This window comes from Microbacterium sp. GbtcB4 (assembly GCF_019091465.1).
GTDB classification, from domain to species: domain Bacteria; phylum Actinomycetota; class Actinomycetes; order Actinomycetales; family Microbacteriaceae; genus Microbacterium; species Microbacterium paraoxydans.
Map to the genome: position 1 here is coordinate 199,738 of NZ_JAGXJJ010000007.1, position 16,182 is coordinate 215,919.

The following is a 16,182-nucleotide window of genomic DNA, read 5'->3' on the forward strand; positions in this document are numbered from 1 at the left end:
CCAGTCTACCGGCGTGCCGATGACGCTCCGACCGGCGTCGCCGGAGGCCCGAGGCGGCTAGCGGCGGTCGTCGTCAGCGTGCTCCTCGGAGGCCCGTTCGGACATCTCCGCGATCCAGCGATCGGTGCGCTCCTCCGCGAGCTCGTCGCGGTTGCGGGGGGACAGCAACAGGATCGCCGCCCCGACGAGCACCTCCGCCCCCAGAGACAAGGCGAACGGCAGTATCGCCGGACCGACGACCTCGAGTCGGCCCGGGCCCATCGAACCGTTCGCGAAGGCGGCGGCGAGCGCGGCAACGCCGCCTGAGACCGCGGCGATTCCGACCGCGATCACGACGCGCTGCAGGAGCCCCAGCGGCGTCCCCTCCCATACGAGCCGCGAGCGCACGGCCCACCCGGCGAATGCCCCGGCGGCCACCGGGATGAGGATGACGATGAGCATCCAGAACGAGGAGTTCTCCGGCAACAGACCGAACGCCGGGATGCCGGGCACGACGCCGAGCTGGGTGCCGGCGGGCGACACCGCGGTCCCGGCCCCGACCGCGAACCCGGGGCCGGCCAGCCACGCGGCCGCCCACACCACGAAGGTCGGCAGATATGCGAGCTGCCCGAGGGTCAGCACGGTCGCCCCGAGGGCGTCGACCCGCGCCGCCTGGAACAGCGCGACGACCTCTCCGCCCCGCGTGAGGACCGACAGGGCGACGGCCAGGGCGGCGGCCCCGGTCACGCCCACGAGCGCGAACGCGGCGCCCCGCACGATCGCGGCGGGCACCGGCGCCCAGTCCTCCCGGGAATCCAGGATGTCGTGGATGCGGTCGAGCAGCCCGCCGTCGCCGTCCTCCCATGCCACCCGCACCGCGCCGCACACGGCGCCCACGAGGTACACGACGGGGGGCAGCAGGATGGCGAGAGCCAGCGGGACCCGCGCGGCGCCGAGCGCCGATGTGAGAGCGACGACCGTCGAGATCACGGCGAACACGACGGTCCCCGAGAGCGATCCCCACACCCAGGCCCCGGACCGAGCGGCCCGGCCCCCGGAGCGAGCGGCGAGGAGCAGAGTGAGCAGCAGGAACGCCATCGGCGTGACCGAGATGACGAACCGCGCGGCGTCTGCGGGAATCGCCAGGGTGACGAGCAAGGCGTCCGGGATCGTGATCTCCAGCGGCACGCCGTGGCCGAACTGCCACAGCGTTCCGGTGAGCGGCCACAGCGCTCCCCAGTCGGCGGTCACGCCGAAAGCGAGTGTCCAGAGGAGCGTCAGCGGCGCCAGCAGCACGGCCAGACCGACGGCAGCCGTGATGGCGGCGTCGAGGGCGGCGAGGAGCGCGACGAGGAGGCGTTGCATAGCGCCTTCGAGACTACGACGAGTTCCCCTTCGGCCCCCGTGGGCGCGCGCGAGGCGGACGACACGGTAGCGTTTCTCCGGAGGTTTCCCGATGACTACTGCCCCACCCGCCCCGGCGTCCACCGGACCCACCGGTACCCTGGACCGCTTCTTCGAGATCAGCAAGCGCGGATCGACGATCGGCACCGAGATCCGTGGAGGCCTCGTGACGTTCGTCACGATGGCCTACATCGTGATTTTGAACCCGATCATCCTGTCCGGAAAGCCGGACGTCGCCGGCGACATGCTCGACTTCAACGCCGTCGGCGCCGCGACGGCCCTGACCGCCGGCATCATGACGATCCTCTTCGGTGTCGTCACCCGCCTGCCGTTCGGCTTCGCCGCCGGTCTCGGCATCAACGCCTTCGTCGCGTTCTCCGTCGTCGGCCAGGTCACCTGGCCCGAGGCGATGGCGCTCGTGATGATCAACGGCGTCGTGATCGTGCTGCTCGCCGCCACCGGGCTGCGGAAGGCGATCTTCGATGCCGTGCCCTTCCAGCTCAAGATCGCGATCACGGTCGGCATCGGCCTCTTCATCGCCTTCATCGGCTTCGTGAACTCCGGCTTCGTCACCGCGACCGGTGCCTCGTCGCCGCCCGTCGGCCTCGGCGTCAACGGCTCCGTCGCGACCGTGCCGAGCCTGCTGTTCGTGATCACGCTGCTACTCACCGGCATCCTCGTCGCGCTCCGCATCAAGGGCGGCATGCTCATCGGCCTCATCGGCGGCACCGTGCTCGCGGTCGTCGTCGAGGCGATCTGGCACATCGGCGCCCGCGGCGTCGACGACGAGGGCAACGTCGTCAACCCCGGCGGCTGGGGTCTCACCGTCCCTGCGCTGAACGGCTCCCCCGTCAGCGTCCCCGACCTGAGCCTCATCGGCGCCGTCGACTTCTCGTTCGACCTCGGCAAGGTCAGCCTCGTCGCGCTCGTGATGATCGTCTTCACGCTCCTCTTCACGAACTTCTTCGACGCCATGGGCACCATGACGGGCCTGGCGAAGGAGGCGAACCTCGCCGATAACAACGGCGACTTCCCGCGCATCAAGTCGGCGCTGGTGGTCGAGGGCGTCGGAGCGATCGCCGGTGGTGCGACCTCGTCGTCCTCCAGCACCGTCTTCATCGAGTCCGGAGCCGGCATCGGGGAGGGTGCCAGGACGGGTCTCGCGAACGTCGTGACGGGCATCGTCTTCCTCATCGCGATGTTCCTCACGCCGCTGACCTCGATCGTCCCGACCGAGATCGCCGCCGCGGCACTGATCATCGTCGGTGCCATGATGATGGCGCAGATCCGGCACATCGACTTCGGCGACTTCCGGGTGCTGCTGCCGGTGTTCCTCACGGTCTCCGTCATGCCGCTGACGTACTCGATCGCCAACGGCATCGGGGCGGGCTTCGTGAGCTGGGTGCTCATCCACGCCTTCTCCGGCAAGGCCAGGACCATCAGCCCGCTGCTGTGGGTGGTCGGCGCCGGCTTCCTCATCTTCTTCGCCCGCGGTCCCATCGAGGCCCTCTTCGGCGTCGGGATCTAGCCCGTTTCGAATCGCGCAAATGGCCCCATTCCGACACGGAATGGGGCCATTTGCGCGATTCGAAAGTGTGGCGGCATGACGAAGGCCCCGGGGTGGAGCCCGGGGCCTTCAGGTCAAGCGTAGCTCAGATCAGAGCGACTCGATGATCTCGCGCATGAGAGCGGCGGTCTCGGACGGCGTCTTGCCGACCTTGACGCCGGCGGCCTCGAGGGCCTCCTTCTTCGCCTGCGCGGTACCGGCGGAACCGGAGACGATCGCGCCGGCGTGCCCCATGGTCTTGCCCTCGGGAGCCGTGAAGCCCGCGACGTAGCCGACGACGGGCTTGGTGACGTTCGCCTTGATGTACTCGGCGGCACGCTCCTCGGCGTCGCCGCCGATCTCGCCGATCATGACGATGGCCTTGGTCTCGGGGTCGGCCTCGAACGCGGCGAGCGCGTCGATGTGCGTGGTGCCGATGACCGGGTCGCCGCCGATGCCGATGGCGGTCGAGAAGCCCAGGTCGCGCAGCTCGAACATCATCTGGTACGTCAGGGTGCCGGACTTCGACACGAGGCCGATCGGGCCCTTGCCGGTGATGTTCGCGGGCGTGATGCCGACGAGCGCCTCACCGGGCGTGATGATGCCGGGGCAGTTCGGCCCGATGATGCGGGTCTTGTTGCCCTTGCTCTGCGCGTAGGCCCAGGCCTCGGCCGAGTCGCCCACGGGGACGCCCTCGGTGATGACGACGAGCAGCGGGATCTCGGCGTCGATGGCCTCGATCATCGCGTCCTTCGTGAAGGCGCCGGGGACGAAGGCGATCGACACGTCGGCGCCGGTCTCCTTCATGGCCTCGGCGACCGAGCCGAAGACGGGGAGCTCGACGGCGTTGCCGTCCTTGTCCGTGTGCGCGACCGTGGTGCCGGCCTTGCGGGCGTTGACGCCGCCGACGACCTGGGTGCCGGCCTTGAGCATCAGCGCGGTGTGCTTGGTGCCCTCGCCGCCGGTGATGCCCTGGACGATGACCTTGGAGTCCTTGTTGAGGTAGATCGACATTCTTCTCGTCCTTCAGTCTCAGGCGTTGGCGAGCTCGGCGGCCTTGTCGGCGCCCTCGTCCATGGTTGCGGCCAGGGTGACAAGCGGGTGCGCGTAGTCGGCGAGGATCGCGCGACCCTCGTCGACGCGGTTGCCGTCGAGGCGGACGACGAGCGGCTTGGAAGCCGTGTCACCCAGTGTCTCCAGGGCGCCCTTGATGCCGTTGGCGACGGCGTCGCACGCCGTGATGCCACCGAACACGTTGACGAACACGCTCTTGACCTGCGGGTCGCCGAGGATGACGTCGAGGCCGGCGGCCATGACCTCGGCCGAGGCGCCGCCGCCGATGTCGAGGAAGTTGGCGGGCTTGACGCCGTTGTGGTTCTCACCGGCGTAGGCGACGACGTCGAGCGTCGACATGACCAGGCCCGCGCCGTTGCCGATGATGCCGACCTCGCCGTCGAGCTTGACGTAGTTGAGGCCGGACGCCTTGGCCTTGGCCTCGAGTGGGTCGGCGGCGTCCTTGTCCTCGAGCGCCTCGTGCTCGGGGTGGCGGATCTCGGAGGCGTTGTCGTCGAGCGTGACCTTGCCGTCGAGCGCGATGATGTCGCCGTCTTCGGTGCGGACGAGCGGGTTGACCTCGACGAGCGTCGCGTCCTCACCCTTGTACACGTCGTAGAGCTTCACGAACACGTCGGAGACCTTCTCGACGAGGTCCTCCGGGAAGTTCGCGGCGCGGGCGATCTCGACCGCCTTCTCCTTGTCGATGCCGGTCAGCGGGTTGACCTCGACGCGGGCGAGCGCCTCGGGCTTCTCGACGGCGAGCTGCTCGATCTCCATGCCGCCCTCGACGGAGCAGAGGGAGAGGTAGGAGCGGTTGGCGCGGTCGAGCAGCACGGAGAAGTAGAACTCCTCGGCGATGCGCGCACCCTGCGCGACCATGACGCGCTTGACGACGTGGCCCTTGATGTCGAGGCCGAGGATGGCCTTCGCTGCCTCGTACGCCTCGTCGGGCGTCTTGGCGACCTTGACGCCGCCCGCCTTGCCGCGGCCTCCGGTCTTGACCTGGGCCTTGACGACCACGACACCGCCGATCTTCTCGGCAGCCGCCTTCACCTCCTCGGGGGTGTCCGCGACGATGCCGGCGAGGACCGGCACTCCGTACTTCTCGAAAACGTCTCGTGCCTGGTACTCGTACAGATCCACTGTGCTTCCTTCACTGGGCTGCGGTCTGGTCTGGTGATTCTCTCGATGTCGAGACATCGACCAGTCCCCCAGCCTACTACCGCAGGCTGAGCGCTCCGACGCCCGCGGACGTGGGCGACGCCCCGACTCCTCCGGTACGATCCTCAGTCTCGGAGCAGGACGGAGGAGACCACGTGAGCGACCTCACCGCCACCCAGGCGCAGCGCATCATCCGCGAGGAGAAGCTCACCGCGACCGCCAACTGGTTCGGCCCTACAGGCCGGCCTCAGTCGTCCGCCTGGATCGAGCGGGAAGGCGAGGAGTGGATCGTCTGGGAGGCCGATGAGCGCGGTGAGCGCTTCCATGCGCCGCTCCGCTTCCGCTCGGAAGCCGAGGCCCTGGACCTCTTCATACGGATCGCTCGGCGGTATCGGGCATCGGACTCGCGCGCGAGTCGGCGACCCTCGGACGCCTCGTGACCACAACCAGGATCAGCATGGACGGTCGCGCGCCCTCACGGAAACGCGGGTCCTGGAACTGCCGTAGCGGTGCGCTCCCGCGGGGACGCTCGGGCGCGAGCCCCACGGCGGTCTAGGATTTCGCCATGCACGAATCCGCAGAGCTGCGCACCGGGGGCGTCGTCGCCGCCGCGCTCGAACTCTTCAGCGCCCAGGGGTTCGACCAGACGTCCGTGGAGCAGATCGCCAAGGCCGCCGGCGTCTCCCGGTCGACCTTCTTCCGGCAGTTCGGCGGCAAGGAGGACGTGGTCTTCGCCGATCACGAGGTCCTGCTCGAGCAGCTTCGGGAGTTCCTCGACGAGGGCCACGACGATCCGTGGGGTGCGGTCTGCGCGGCATCGGAGTCCGTGTTCACGCACTTCGCGAACGACCCTCAGCTCGCGCGACGGCGCTATCAGATCGTGCGGGAGGTGCCGGTGCTCCGCGAACGCGAGATCATCACCGTGTTCCGCTACGAGCGGCTGTTCGACGAGTACCTGCGCAGCGCCCTGCCGGGAGTGGATCCTCTGGACGCGGTGGGCTTCGCGGCCCTCGTGACGGCGGTGCACAACCACGTGCTGCGGCAGCTCCTTCGCGGACGGAAGAAGGTGCCGCTGTCCACCCTCCAGTCCGCGCTCGCGGATGCGCGTCGGCGGTACGGCGTGGGCGAGGCCGCCGACGCGGGCGCTCCGGACGACGTGGTCGTGGCGGTCTTCCCCCGGTCGATGCCGATCGCCGAGGTGACCAGGAGGCTCCGCTCCGAGCTCGACTGAGCCGACCGGGGCGGTCGTGGTACCGAGTATCGAGGAGTACGATACCTGGTGTCACGAAGGAGCACCCATGAGCATTGAAGCCTCCCCCTTCCCCGGCGAGCGCGTCTCGTCCTACGACGTCACCGGACGTCAGGACAGCGACTACTACGCGGTCTTCGCCGACATCCCCGCCGCCGACCGGGAGGCCTGGGACCGCGCGAAGGCGTACGTCGACGAGGTCGCCCCGCAGATGGCCGAGGCGTGGGACCGCGCCGAGTACCCGCTCGACGCCGCACGCCGCATGGGCGAGATGGACCTCGTCGTCGACGGCGTCGACCACCCCGCTCTGACCCGGCTCTCCCCGCTCGCCGCGGGCCTGGTCAACATGGAGATCTCGCGCGGGGACGGCTCCCTCGGCACGATCCTCGCCGTGCAGGGGGGCCTCGCGCTGCGGACGCTCGCCCTCTTCGGTTCGCCCGCCCAGCAGGACCGCTGGCTCACGGCACTCGCCGACGGCTCCGTGCTCGGGTCCTTCGCCTTGACCGAGCCCGACCACGGCTCCGACTCCGTCTCGCTGGAGACCGTGGCCCGCCGCGACGGGGACTCCTGGGTGCTCCGCGGCGCCAAGAAGTGGATCGGCAATGGCGCCTCGGGCGGGATCACCTTCGTCTGGGCGCGGGTCGAGGACGAGTCCGCCGCCGAGCACGGGGCGGTGCGGTGCTTCCTCGTCGAGCAGGACACCCCCGGATACACCGGCACCGTGATCCGCGGGAAGGCCTCCCTCCGCGCGATCCATCAGGCCCACATCCGCCTGGACGACGTGCGGGTGCCGCTGGACGCGGTGCTGCCGGGGACGAAGAGCTTCAAGGACGCCTCGACCGTGCTGTACGCCACCCGGTCCGGGGTCGCGTGGTCGGCGCTGGGCCACGCGACGGCCTGCTACGAGGCGGCGCTGGCCTACGCGAAGCAGCGCGTGCAGTTCGGCAAGCCGCTCGCGAAGTTCCAGATGGTGCAGGAGCGGCTCACGCACATGCTCGAGGATCTGACGGCGATGCAGCTCTACTGCCGCCGGATGGCCGATCTGGAGCAGGCGGGGTCGCTGCGGCCGACGCAGGCCTCGCTCGCGAAGTTCCACAACACCCGGGCGGCCCGACGGATCGCCGCGACGGCGCGGGATCTCCTCGGCGGCAACGGCATCCTCCTCGAGAACGGCGTCATGCAGCACCTGGCCGACATCGAGGCCATCCACACCTACGAGGGCACCGAATCCGTGCAGGCTCTGCTGCTCGGCCGCGACATCACCGGGATGAGCGCTTTCGCCTAGCCCTTCGAATCGCTCACTTTGCTGGATTCGGCGGCGGGATGCTGCAAAGTGCGCGACTCGAAGCAGAGGAGGCGGTCGCGGTCGTCCCAGGGGTCGACGGGACGGAAGCCGCGGGACGTGTAGAGCCGGATCGCGGCGTCGCGCCAGTCCCAGACCGACAGCCGCACCGTCCCCTCAGCCGCCGCCAGGACGGCGTCGAGCAGCGCGGAGCCGACGCCGCGGCCGCGGACCGCCGGATCCGCCCACAGTCGCTTGATCTCGGTGTACCCGGCATGCGGAAGAGCGATCACCACGCCGACCGGAGCCTCGTCGAGCTCCGCCACGAGCACCCGTCCTCCGGCGTACGCGGTCGCCGGATCACGGACCTCCGGCCGGTACCGCTCGGGGAGTTCGCCGTCGGGTTCCGCCGGATCGCCCAGGACGTCGTGCTTCTCCTGCTCGGTCTGCCGGAGGTACGTCGACACCGCGGCACCGACGAAGGCCGCGTCACCCGGCCACTCCGCCTCGCGGACGGTGACGCCACCGCGCGACGCGGAGGCGGCGGGCATCAGTCGCAGCCGCAGCCGCCGGCGGGCGTCTTCACCATGAAGCACACGTCGCACACGCCGTAGTCGCGCTCGACGGGCTTCGGAGCCGCGGGCGTGCGGGGAGCGGCGGGGGTGCGCGGCGTCGAGGAGCGCTTGACCTTGACCGGGGCCTGGGGGGCGAACTCGCTCGGGTGCGTGACGTAGAAGTAGGGCGCGCGTCCCTCGCTGGGCTGCAGGCGGAGGCGGGTGGACCCGACGGTCACGACCTCGTCCTCGGTGAAGCCGTTGGTGTACGTGCGGCCGATGTGCAGCGCCGCCCCCTCGCGGCGGATCGCCTCGATGTAGCGACCGCGATCGATCAGCGATGTCACCCCCGCGGAATCGACGATCTCGGTGATGAACGCGTGGTTCACCGGATCGATGCGGTGCGCGCGGAGCGCCTCGGAAAGCGAGCGGTACGGACGGGAGGTGCCGGCGGGGGTCGGGCCCTGGACTTCATTCATCCCTTCCAGGATCGCACGGCGCAACCCCCTCCGCCGACCGGGGGTTCGCGTGCGAGACTGACCGCATGGCACTCGCGACGATCATCGGATCCGGACCGAACGGCCTCGCCGCCGCCGTCTCCCTGGCCCGCGCCGGCTACCGGGTGCGGGTGCTCGAGGCCGCGGACACGGTCGGAGGCGGCCTGCGCACCCAGGAGGCCACCCTCCCGGGCTTCCGTCATGACGTCTGCTCGGCCGTCCACCCTGCGGCGGTGGCCTCGCCGTTCTTCCAGGCGTTCGGACTCGACGAGCGGATCGAGTGGATCCGCCCCGAGATCTCGTTCGCCCATCCGCTGGACGGGGGCCGTGCCGCCATCGCCTGGCGCGACATCGAGCGCACCGCGGCCGAGCTCGGCATCGACGGGGACGCGTGGCGGCGCCGGCTCCGCCCCCTCAGCACCCACATCGACGGCGTCACGGACTTCACCGGGAACCAGCTCCTCCGCCTCCCGCACGACCCGATCACCGCCGTGCGCTACGCCATCCGCATGCTCGATCAGGGCACTCCCCTGGCGCGCGCCGCCTTCCGCACCGACGAGGCGGCCGCGCTCATGGCGGGAGTCGTCGCGCACGCGAACTCTCCGCAGCCCACGCTCGCGGGGGCCGCGGCCGGGCTGCTGCTGGCCGGGCTCGCCCACGCCGGCGGCTGGCCGTACCCCCGCGGCGGCTCGCAGGTGATCGCCGACGCCCTCATCGCCGACCTCGAAGCCCACGGGGGCTCGATCGAGACCGGGGTCCGCATCGCCGATCTCGCCGCGCTGGACTGGGGCGACCCCGGCCGCGGCGACGTGCTCCTGCTCAACACCTCCCCCCGGCTCGCCCTCACCCACCCGGACATCCCGGCGTCGTATGCCCGTGCGCTCCGTGGGTATCGTTACGGCGCCGCGGCGGCCAAAGTCGACTTCGCGCTCGACGGCCCGATCCCGTGGACGAACGAGCACGTGCGGAGCGCGCCCACCGTGCACGTGGCCGGGACGAGGGACGAGGTGTGGAACAGCGAGAACGCGGTCGCCGTCGGTCGCGTGTCCGAGCGCCCCTACGTCCTGGCCGTCCAGCCGTCGCTCTTCGACCCGACCAGGGCACCCGACGGCAAGGCCGTGCTCTGGGCGTACATCCACGTGCCGAACGGCTCCGACCTCGACCCGACCGAGCTCATCACCGCGCAGGTCGAGCGGTTCGCGCCGGGGTTCCGCGACCGGATCCTCGCCCACCACGCGGTGCCGGCGTCCTCCCGCGAGGCGATCAACCCGGCCGAGATCGGCGGCGACATCTCCGGCGGCGTCTTCGACATGCGTCAGGCCCTGCGCCGCCCCGTCCTCTCCCCCGCGCCGTGGCGCACGCCGATGCCGGGCGTCTACCTCGCATCGGCCTCGACTCCGCCCGGGCCCGCGGTCAACGGCATGGCCGGGTGGCACGCGGCACACACCGTGCTCCGCGACGCCGGCACTTCCGCGGAACTCGACGACCTGTTCGGCTGACCCGGCTCTTTCCCCCGCTCGCTGCCCGGTCCAGGATGGGTGCATGCGCTACGAGATCCCGGCCCCCATGCTCGCCAAGGCCGTCGCGACAGTGCCCGACCCCGACAAGACACCGGGCGGGCTCCTCTACGAGCCGAAGTGGGACGGATTCCGCGGGCTCATCGCCTGGGACGGCGAGACGGTCGAGATCGGGTCTCGCGGAGCGAAGCCCCTCACGCGCTACTTCCCGGAGCTCGTCGACGCGATCCCGCAGCTGCTGCCGGTGCCCTGCCTCCTCGACGGCGAGATCGTCGTGGCCACGGGTCCGCACGGCGCGCAGCGTCTGGACTGGGAGGCCCTCAGCCAGCGCATCCACCCGGCCGCCTCCCGGGTCGCGAAGCTCGCCGTCGAGACCCCGGCCCTGTTCATCGCGTTTGACCTGCTCGCGTCCGGCGAGGACGACCTGCGCGACCAGTCGTTCGAGACGCGGCGGGCCCGGTTGGAGACGCTCATGGAGTCCGTGGAGCACCCGCTGCACCTGACGAGGACCACTCGCGATCGGGATGCCGCCGTCCGCTGGCTCCAGGAGTTCGAGGGCGCGGGGCTGGACGGCGTCGTGGCCAAGCCGCTGGCCCAGCCGTATGCACCGGGGAAGCGCACCCTCTTCAAGATCAAGCATGCGCGGACCGCCGACGTCGTCGCCCTCGGTTACCGCATCCACAAGTCCGGCACCGGGGTCGGCTCGCTGCTCGTCGGGCTCTACGACGCCGAGGGGACTCTGCGCCAGGTCGGCGGCGTCGCGGCGTGGAGCGACGCGAAGCGGAAGCAGCTCGTGGAGGAGCTCGCTCCGCTGGTCGAGCGCGACGAGGACGGCGCCGCCGTGACGGGTGAGGGTGAGCGGTCGCGGTTCAGCGGGTCGAAGGACGTGTCGTTCGTGCGGCTGCGTCCCGAGCGGGTGCTGGAGGTGCGGTACGACCAGCTCGAGGGCGCCCGCTTCCGTCACACCGTGCAGTTCGAGCGGTGGCGGCCGGACCGCGACGCCCGCTCCTGCACGTACGACCAGCTCGACACCGTCGAGGGCTACGACCTCGCCGACGTCCTGAGCTGAGCCCGGCTCAGTCGTCGACGGGGTTGCCGTCGGCGTCCCAGTTCGCGGCGTTCTTCTTGCTCGGCTGCACGCGCGGCGGCTCGCCCGGCATCTTCGGGAACTCCGGCGGGAAGGGCAGCTCCCCGAGGCCGTTCGCCGTGTCGCGCTCCCACCACTCCAGGAGCGTGTCGATGCGCCCGGGCCTCGCCTGCATGTCGGCCCACGGGTCGCCGACGTCCGCCAGCCGCTGCGGGATGCTGCGCACGGTGAAGGCGCGCGGGTCGAGATCGTCGAGCTCCTCCCAGTGCACGGGCGTCGCGACGGTCGCACCGGGGAGGGCACGCGGACTGTACGCGCCGGCCATCGTGCGGTCGCGGTTGGCCTGATTGAAGTCGACGAAGAGGCGCTCGCCGCGCTCCTCCTTCCACCAGTTCGTCGTGACCCGGTCCGGCATCCGGCGCTCGAGCTCGCGGCCGGCGGCGATCACGGCATGCCGCACGTCGAGGAACTCGTGGGTGGGCTCGATCGGGGCGAAGACGTGCAGTCCCCGGTTGCCGCTCGTCTTCGCGAACGCCTCCAGGCCGGCCTCCCGCAACACCTCCCGCAGGGCGTGGGCCGCGGGGACCGCCTCGGCGAAGCCGGTGCCCGGCTGCGGGTCGAGGTCGATCCGCAGCTCGACGGGGTTGTCGGAATCGGTCGCCAACGACGCCCAGGGATGGAAGACGATGGTGTTCATCTGCACAGCCCACACGATCGCGCTGGTGCGGTTCAGGACGATCTGAGGATGACGGCGGCCGCTGTTGTACGTGACCGTGACGGCGTCGACGAAGTCCGGAGTGCCCTTGGGCGGGTTCTTCGAGAAGAATCCCTCCGGCCGCGGTCCTCCGGCGGTCCCCACGCCGTCCCGGAAGCGCTCCAGCGACACCGGCCGGTTGCCGTTCGCCGCGAGGAACGGCACCGACACGAGCTGCACGTACTCGGCGAGCTCGGCTTTGGTGATGCCGAGGTCGGGCCAGACGACCCGGTTCGGACTGGAGAGCGCGACCTCACGCTCTCCGTCGGTGTCGGCGACGGTCAGGGTCACGCGTTCAGAGGCCATGCTCCGACCCTAGGGGGCGGTCACGACCCGCGGAACCCCCGGCAGATCCCGGTGCGCGCGCCGTCAGTCCTCGATCCGCACCGCGCGCACGAGCACCGGCGCGAGGGCGTCGCGCTCCACCACCATGGAGGGCCCTGCGGAGTCGATGATGACGCCGGCCATCTCGGAGTGGCTCGACAGCACCTTCGCGAGCTGGTCCGGCTCGAACGGCAGCGGGCGGTCGCCCCGGCCGAGCGCGATGACCTCCAGCGGGTGCGAGAAGAGCTGGAGGAAGCGGCGGCCGTCGGCGGTCTGCGCCTCGGCGATGCCGACCTGCCCGGTGCCGGATCCGTCGTTCACGGCCACCCACATGCGCGTCGTGGCGAGAGCCTCGCCCACCTTGGCGGGCGAATCCTGCTCCCGCGGCGCCGCGAGCAGGGACTTCACGGTCATGTCGACGTCGGCCTGCTCGAGCGTCTTCTGCAGGAGCTCGGTGGGGAACACCACACGGTGCGGCGCGGACGCGTTGTCGATGATGAGACCCGCGAAGTCGCCGGAGACGACCTGCTGCATGACCGAGGTCGTCGGCTGGGCGACAGCGGAGGTCGCGGACGGATCGGCTTCGAGCTGCACGGAATCCCGGACGGCGGCCGCCGAGCTGAACGCCAGCATGAACTGGCGCTCCCCGTCGCGGACCACGGCGACGGCCAGCGGCTTGCCCTCGCTGATCTGCGCGCGGGCATCGCCGTTCACGCGGATGTAGAGGTGCCCCTGGAGAGCCTGGCGGAGCACCCCGAGGAGCTGCTCGTTCGAGGCCCCTGCCTCGATCTGCGCCAGGGACTCGCGCAGGAGGACGTTGTCCTTCATGCCGGCCACGGTCTCGGTCTGCTCGGGCGGGAGCGCGGGAGCGAGCGGGAGCTTCCGCTCGGCCGCCGGTGCCGCGGGCTCCGCGGTGGGGCTCGGCGGCGTCGGCGCGGCAGCGGGCGCTGCGGCTGCCGCCGCGGCCTCCGGATCGGGAAGCGCGACCTCGGGCCCGGCTTCGGCGCCGACACCGCGGAACGCCTGTACCGAGATGCCGACGGTGGGCGATGCCTCGGCCGTCGACGCCTCCGACTCCTCGGTCGCCGTGCTCGCGTCCTCCTCGCTCTCGGTGGCCGGAGCGGCGGTGGGGGCGGGAGCGACGGCGTCGTCGCCGGACTTCTTGCGGCGGGAGAAGAGGGCCATGGGAGCCAGCCTAACCGTGTCTCCCCGCCCTCTCCGCCGCGACGTCAGAGCTTCTGGATCGGGGCGACCTTGATGAGCAGCTTCTTCTGCCCTGCCGTGTCGAACCGGACATGGGCGATGCGCTTGGCGCCTTCGCCGGTGACGGCGTCGACCCGCCCCTCGCCGAAGTCGTCGTGGCGGATGCGGTCTCCGGCGGCGAGTTCGAGGTCGCCGTTGTCGCGCATCTTGGCGGTGACGCGGTTGGGGATCTTGTCCATCGCCGTCGAGAGCGGCTTGAGGGAGTCGCGGGGCAGGGCCTTCACGCCGAAGCGGTCGCCGGACCCGCCGGAGCGACGGGCGTTCAACGCACGCGACTGCATGCCCCCGCGGGAGTTCACGTCGCCCGGGGACTGCCGCCAGTCGATGAGGGAGGCCGGGATCTCCTGCAGGAACCGGCTGGGCATGGCGACCGTCACCTCGCCGAACTGCGCGCGGGTCATCGCCAGGGACAGGTGCAGGCGCTTGCGGGCGCGGGTGATGCCCACGTAGAACAGGCGCCGCTCCTCCTGCGGGCCCCCGGGCTCTCCCGCCGAGATGCGGTGCGGGATGAGGTCTTCCTCGACGCCGGTGACGAAGACGGCGTCGTACTCCAGTCCCTTGGCGGTGTGCATCGTCATGAGTGAGACCGACCCGGACTCGTCGTCGAGGTCGTCCGCATCGGAGACCAGCGCGACCTCGGTGAGGAAGTCGGTGATGGTGCCCTCGGGGTTGTTGCGCGCGAAGTCGCGGGTCACGGCCACGAACTCGTCGAGGTTCTCCACGCGGGCCTCGTCCTGCGGGTCGCGGCTGGCACGCAGCGCGTCGAGATAGCCGCTCTTGGAGAGCAGCAGGCTGAGCCCGTCCGCCACGGAGGTGGGCGGCGGCACCTCCCCCGTCGGCGGGAGCATGATCGCCGTCGCCTCGGCGAGCACGGCGTCGAGCTGGGCGATGGCGGCCTGGATCTTCGGGCCGACGCCGAGCTGACCGGGCAGCGACAGGGCATCGCGGAAGGAGATCCCGTGCTCCTCGGCGAAACGGGCGATGGCGGTCTCGGTGACGTCGCCGATGCCGCGCCGCGGCTTGTTGAGGATACGGCGCACCGCCATCTCGTCGGCGGGGTTCGCGACCGCCACGAGGTAAGCCAAGGCGTCCTTGATCTCGGCGCGCTCGTAGAACTTCGTGCCGCCCATGATCTTGTACGGCACGGCCGAGCGGATGAAGATCTCCTCCAGCGCGCGGGACTGCGAGTTCGTGCGGTAGAAGACGGCCATCTCCGAGTACGGCATGCCCTTGCGGTGCAGGGCCTCGATCTCGTCGGCGACGAACTGGGCCTCGTCGTGCTGCGAGTAGCCGGTGAAGCCGATGATCCTGTCGCCCTCGCCGCGGTCGCTCCAGAGCTTCTTGTCCTTGCGGTCGAAGTTGTTGCCGATGACGGCGTTCGCCGCGGAGAGGATGTTCTGCGTCGAGCGGTAGTTCTGCTCCAGGAGCACGACCTTCGCCCCCGGGAAATCGCGCTCGAACTCGCTGATGTTGCGGATGTCCGCGCCGCGGAAGGCGTAGATCGACTGATCCGAGTCGCCGACCACCGTCAGCGACGCTCCGGCCTCGCCGGCTCCCGGCGCGGGCTCGGGGTCGGGCTCGAAGATCATCATGCCGTTGGCGGTATACGGCTCCGGTGTCGAGCCGACGCCGGACACCGGACGGGTGAGCTCGTGGATGAGCGCGTACTGCGCGTGGTTGGTGTCCTGGTACTCGTCGACGAGGATGTGGCGGAAGCGACGGCGGTAGGTGTCGGCGACCTGCGGGAACGCCCGGAACAGGTAGACCGTCTGGCCGATGAGGTCGTCGAAGTCGAAGGCGTTGGCCTTCTGGAGCTGCCGCTGGTAGTCGGCGAAGACCTCGACGAAGACGCGCTCGGCCGGGTCGCTCATGTTGGCCTGTCGCGCGTAGGACTCGGCATCGGAGAGCTCGTTCTTGAGCTTGGAGATGCGCCCCTGGACCGCCGCCGGGGTGAGCCCGTAGGCGTCGGCCTCGTGCTCCTTGACCAGCCGCTTGAGGAGGGCGCGGGAGTCTCCGGAGTCGTAGATGGTGAAGTTCTTGGTGAACCCGAACTGCTGGGCCTCGCGGCGGAGGATGCGCACGCACGCGGAGTGGAACGTGGAGATCCACATGCCGCGCGCGGCGTCCCCGATGAGCCCTTCGACGCGCTCGCGCATCTCGCCGGCGGCCTTGTTGGTGAAGGTGATGGCGAGGATCTGGCTCGGCCACGCCTCGCGGCTGCGCAGGAGCGAGGCGATGCGACGCGTGAGCACGCTCGTCTTGCCCGAGCCGGCGCCGGCGACGATGAGCAGGGCGGGGCCGCGATACGTGACGGCCTCGAGCTGCTGGGGGTTGAGGCCGGCGAGGAGGTCGTCCTGCGCGGGGGCGCCGGAGGACTGCGGGCCGACGGAACCGGGGACGATGAGAGGGGCTTCGGTCATGACCTCTCGAGTCTAGGTGCGCGGGTCAGAATCGGGTGGCGTGGCGCGCGGCGTTGACTCTGGCATCGCGCGCTGACGGTCGCGAACGG

At 70.6% G+C, this 16,182-nt stretch carries 14 protein-coding genes; 6 read left to right on the forward strand and 8 right to left on the reverse strand.

Annotation, left to right across the window (positions count from 1 at the left end):
* Positions 1 to 57 precede the first annotated feature (57 nt).
* On the reverse strand, positions 58 to 1,344 hold the full coding sequence (locus KVS71_RS12940; RefSeq protein ID WP_217584741.1) for a DUF6350 family protein: 1,287 nt from the start codon (positions 1,342 to 1,344) through the stop codon (positions 58 to 60).
* 91 nt (positions 1,345 to 1,435) lie between these two features.
* Between KVS71_RS12940 and KVS71_RS12945 the strand changes: the two genes are divergently transcribed.
* Positions 1,436 to 2,911: an NCS2 family permease gene (locus KVS71_RS12945; RefSeq protein ID WP_217584742.1), complete on the forward strand. Its 1,476-nt coding sequence runs from the start codon at positions 1,436 to 1,438 to the stop codon at positions 2,909 to 2,911.
* 129 nt (positions 2,912 to 3,040) lie between these two features.
* Here the strand turns inward: KVS71_RS12945 and sucD are convergent, their stop codons facing one another.
* Positions 3,041 to 3,943, reverse strand: coding sequence for a succinate--CoA ligase subunit alpha (gene sucD, locus KVS71_RS12950; RefSeq protein ID WP_217584743.1), 903 nt, complete (start codon positions 3,941 to 3,943; stop codon positions 3,041 to 3,043).
* 18 nt (positions 3,944 to 3,961) lie between these two features.
* Complete coding sequence (gene sucC, locus KVS71_RS12955; RefSeq protein WP_025103777.1) at positions 3,962 to 5,128, reverse strand: ADP-forming succinate--CoA ligase subunit beta; 1,167 nt, start codon at positions 5,126 to 5,128, stop codon at positions 3,962 to 3,964.
* Positions 5,129 to 5,301: 173 nt separating this feature from the next.
* Here sucC and KVS71_RS12960 point away from each other — a divergent pair, with 173 nt between their 5' ends.
* The 3 genes from KVS71_RS12960 to KVS71_RS12970 all read left to right on the forward strand — a co-directional run bounded on the left by KVS71_RS12960 (position 5,302) and on the right by KVS71_RS12970 (position 7,680).
* Positions 5,302 to 5,586 carry a hypothetical protein gene (locus KVS71_RS12960; RefSeq protein WP_060923023.1) on the forward strand — a complete coding sequence of 95 codons (285 nt, stop codon included), beginning with the start codon at positions 5,302 to 5,304 and terminating at the stop codon, positions 5,584 to 5,586.
* Positions 5,587 to 5,711: 125 nt separating this feature from the next.
* On the forward strand, positions 5,712 to 6,377 hold the full coding sequence (locus KVS71_RS12965; RefSeq protein ID WP_060923022.1) for a TetR/AcrR family transcriptional regulator: 666 nt from the start codon (positions 5,712 to 5,714) through the stop codon (positions 6,375 to 6,377).
* A 67-nt stretch (positions 6,378 to 6,444) separates the two neighbouring features.
* Positions 6,445 to 7,680: an acyl-CoA dehydrogenase family protein gene (locus KVS71_RS12970; RefSeq protein WP_217584744.1), complete on the forward strand. Its 1,236-nt coding sequence runs from the start codon at positions 6,445 to 6,447 to the stop codon at positions 7,678 to 7,680.
* Here KVS71_RS12970 and KVS71_RS12975 read toward each other — a convergent pair.
* The gene (locus tag KVS71_RS12975) at positions 7,677 to 8,228 is read right to left on the reverse strand and encodes a GNAT family N-acetyltransferase (protein ID WP_217584745.1); all 552 of its coding nucleotides are present in this window, start codon (positions 8,226 to 8,228) and stop codon (positions 7,677 to 7,679) included. The two genes, KVS71_RS12970 and KVS71_RS12975, sit on opposite strands and share 4 nt — an antisense overlap.
* On the reverse strand, positions 8,228 to 8,710 hold the full coding sequence (locus tag KVS71_RS12980; RefSeq protein WP_060923019.1) for a hypothetical protein: 483 nt from the start codon (positions 8,708 to 8,710) through the stop codon (positions 8,228 to 8,230). Before KVS71_RS12980 ends, KVS71_RS12975 begins: the two co-directional genes overlap by 1 nt.
* 65 nt (positions 8,711 to 8,775) lie before the next feature.
* Between KVS71_RS12980 and KVS71_RS12985 the strand changes: the two genes are divergently transcribed.
* Both KVS71_RS12985 and KVS71_RS12990 read left to right on the forward strand, forming a co-directional pair.
* Positions 8,776 to 10,227: an NAD(P)/FAD-dependent oxidoreductase gene (locus KVS71_RS12985; RefSeq protein ID WP_217584746.1), complete on the forward strand. Its 1,452-nt coding sequence runs from the start codon at positions 8,776 to 8,778 to the stop codon at positions 10,225 to 10,227.
* 43 nt (positions 10,228 to 10,270) lie between these two features.
* Positions 10,271 to 11,314 (forward strand): ATP-dependent DNA ligase, encoded by a 1,044-nt coding sequence (locus KVS71_RS12990; RefSeq protein WP_060923017.1) that lies wholly within the window; start codon positions 10,271 to 10,273, stop codon positions 11,312 to 11,314.
* 7 nt (positions 11,315 to 11,321) lie between these two features.
* Here KVS71_RS12990 and ligD read toward each other — a convergent pair whose 3' ends face one another.
* The 3 genes from ligD to KVS71_RS13005 all read right to left on the reverse strand — a co-directional run bounded on the left by ligD (position 11,322) and on the right by KVS71_RS13005 (position 16,093).
* Complete coding sequence (ligD, locus tag KVS71_RS12995; RefSeq protein ID WP_060923016.1) at positions 11,322 to 12,392, reverse strand: non-homologous end-joining DNA ligase; 1,071 nt, start codon at positions 12,390 to 12,392, stop codon at positions 11,322 to 11,324.
* Positions 12,393 to 12,455: 63 nt separating this feature from the next.
* Positions 12,456 to 13,595 carry an SseB family protein gene (locus KVS71_RS13000; protein WP_083371020.1) on the reverse strand — a complete coding sequence of 380 codons (1,140 nt, stop codon included), beginning with the start codon at positions 13,593 to 13,595 and terminating at the stop codon, positions 12,456 to 12,458.
* Between the two features lie 44 nt (positions 13,596 to 13,639).
* Positions 13,640 to 16,093 (reverse strand): UvrD-helicase domain-containing protein, encoded by a 2,454-nt coding sequence (locus KVS71_RS13005; RefSeq protein ID WP_217584747.1) that lies wholly within the window; start codon positions 16,091 to 16,093, stop codon positions 13,640 to 13,642.
* Positions 16,094 to 16,182 lie beyond the last annotated feature (89 nt).

Bases quoted from the DNA above. Each gene is read 5' to 3' on its own strand.
- sucD (WP_217584743.1), bottom strand. From the start codon at position 3,943: ATGTCGATCTACCTCAACAAGGACTCCAAGGTCATCGTCCAGGGCATC.
- KVS71_RS12980 (WP_060923019.1), bottom strand. From the start codon at position 8,710: ATGAATGAAGTCCAGGGCCCGACCCCCGCCGGCACCTCCCGTCCGTAC.
- ligD (WP_060923016.1), bottom strand. From the start codon at position 12,392: ATGGCCTCTGAACGCGTGACCCTGACCGTCGCCGACACCGACGGAGAG.
- KVS71_RS12990 (WP_060923017.1), top strand. From the start codon at position 10,271: ATGCGCTACGAGATCCCGGCCCCCATGCTCGCCAAGGCCGTCGCGACA.
- KVS71_RS12940 (WP_217584741.1), bottom strand. From the start codon at position 1,344: ATGCAACGCCTCCTCGTCGCGCTCCTCGCCGCCCTCGACGCCGCCATC.
- KVS71_RS12970 (WP_217584744.1), top strand. From the start codon at position 6,445: ATGAGCATTGAAGCCTCCCCCTTCCCCGGCGAGCGCGTCTCGTCCTAC.
- KVS71_RS12975 (WP_217584745.1), bottom strand. From the start codon at position 8,228: ATGCCCGCCGCCTCCGCGTCGCGCGGTGGCGTCACCGTCCGCGAGGCG.
- KVS71_RS13005 (WP_217584747.1), bottom strand. From the start codon at position 16,093: ATGACCGAAGCCCCTCTCATCGTCCCCGGTTCCGTCGGCCCGCAGTCC.
- KVS71_RS12965 (WP_060923022.1), top strand. From the start codon at position 5,712: ATGCACGAATCCGCAGAGCTGCGCACCGGGGGCGTCGTCGCCGCCGCG.
- KVS71_RS12945 (WP_217584742.1), top strand. From the start codon at position 1,436: ATGACTACTGCCCCACCCGCCCCGGCGTCCACCGGACCCACCGGTACC.
- KVS71_RS12985 (WP_217584746.1), top strand. From the start codon at position 8,776: ATGGCACTCGCGACGATCATCGGATCCGGACCGAACGGCCTCGCCGCC.
- KVS71_RS13000 (WP_083371020.1), bottom strand. From the start codon at position 13,595: ATGGCCCTCTTCTCCCGCCGCAAGAAGTCCGGCGACGACGCCGTCGCT.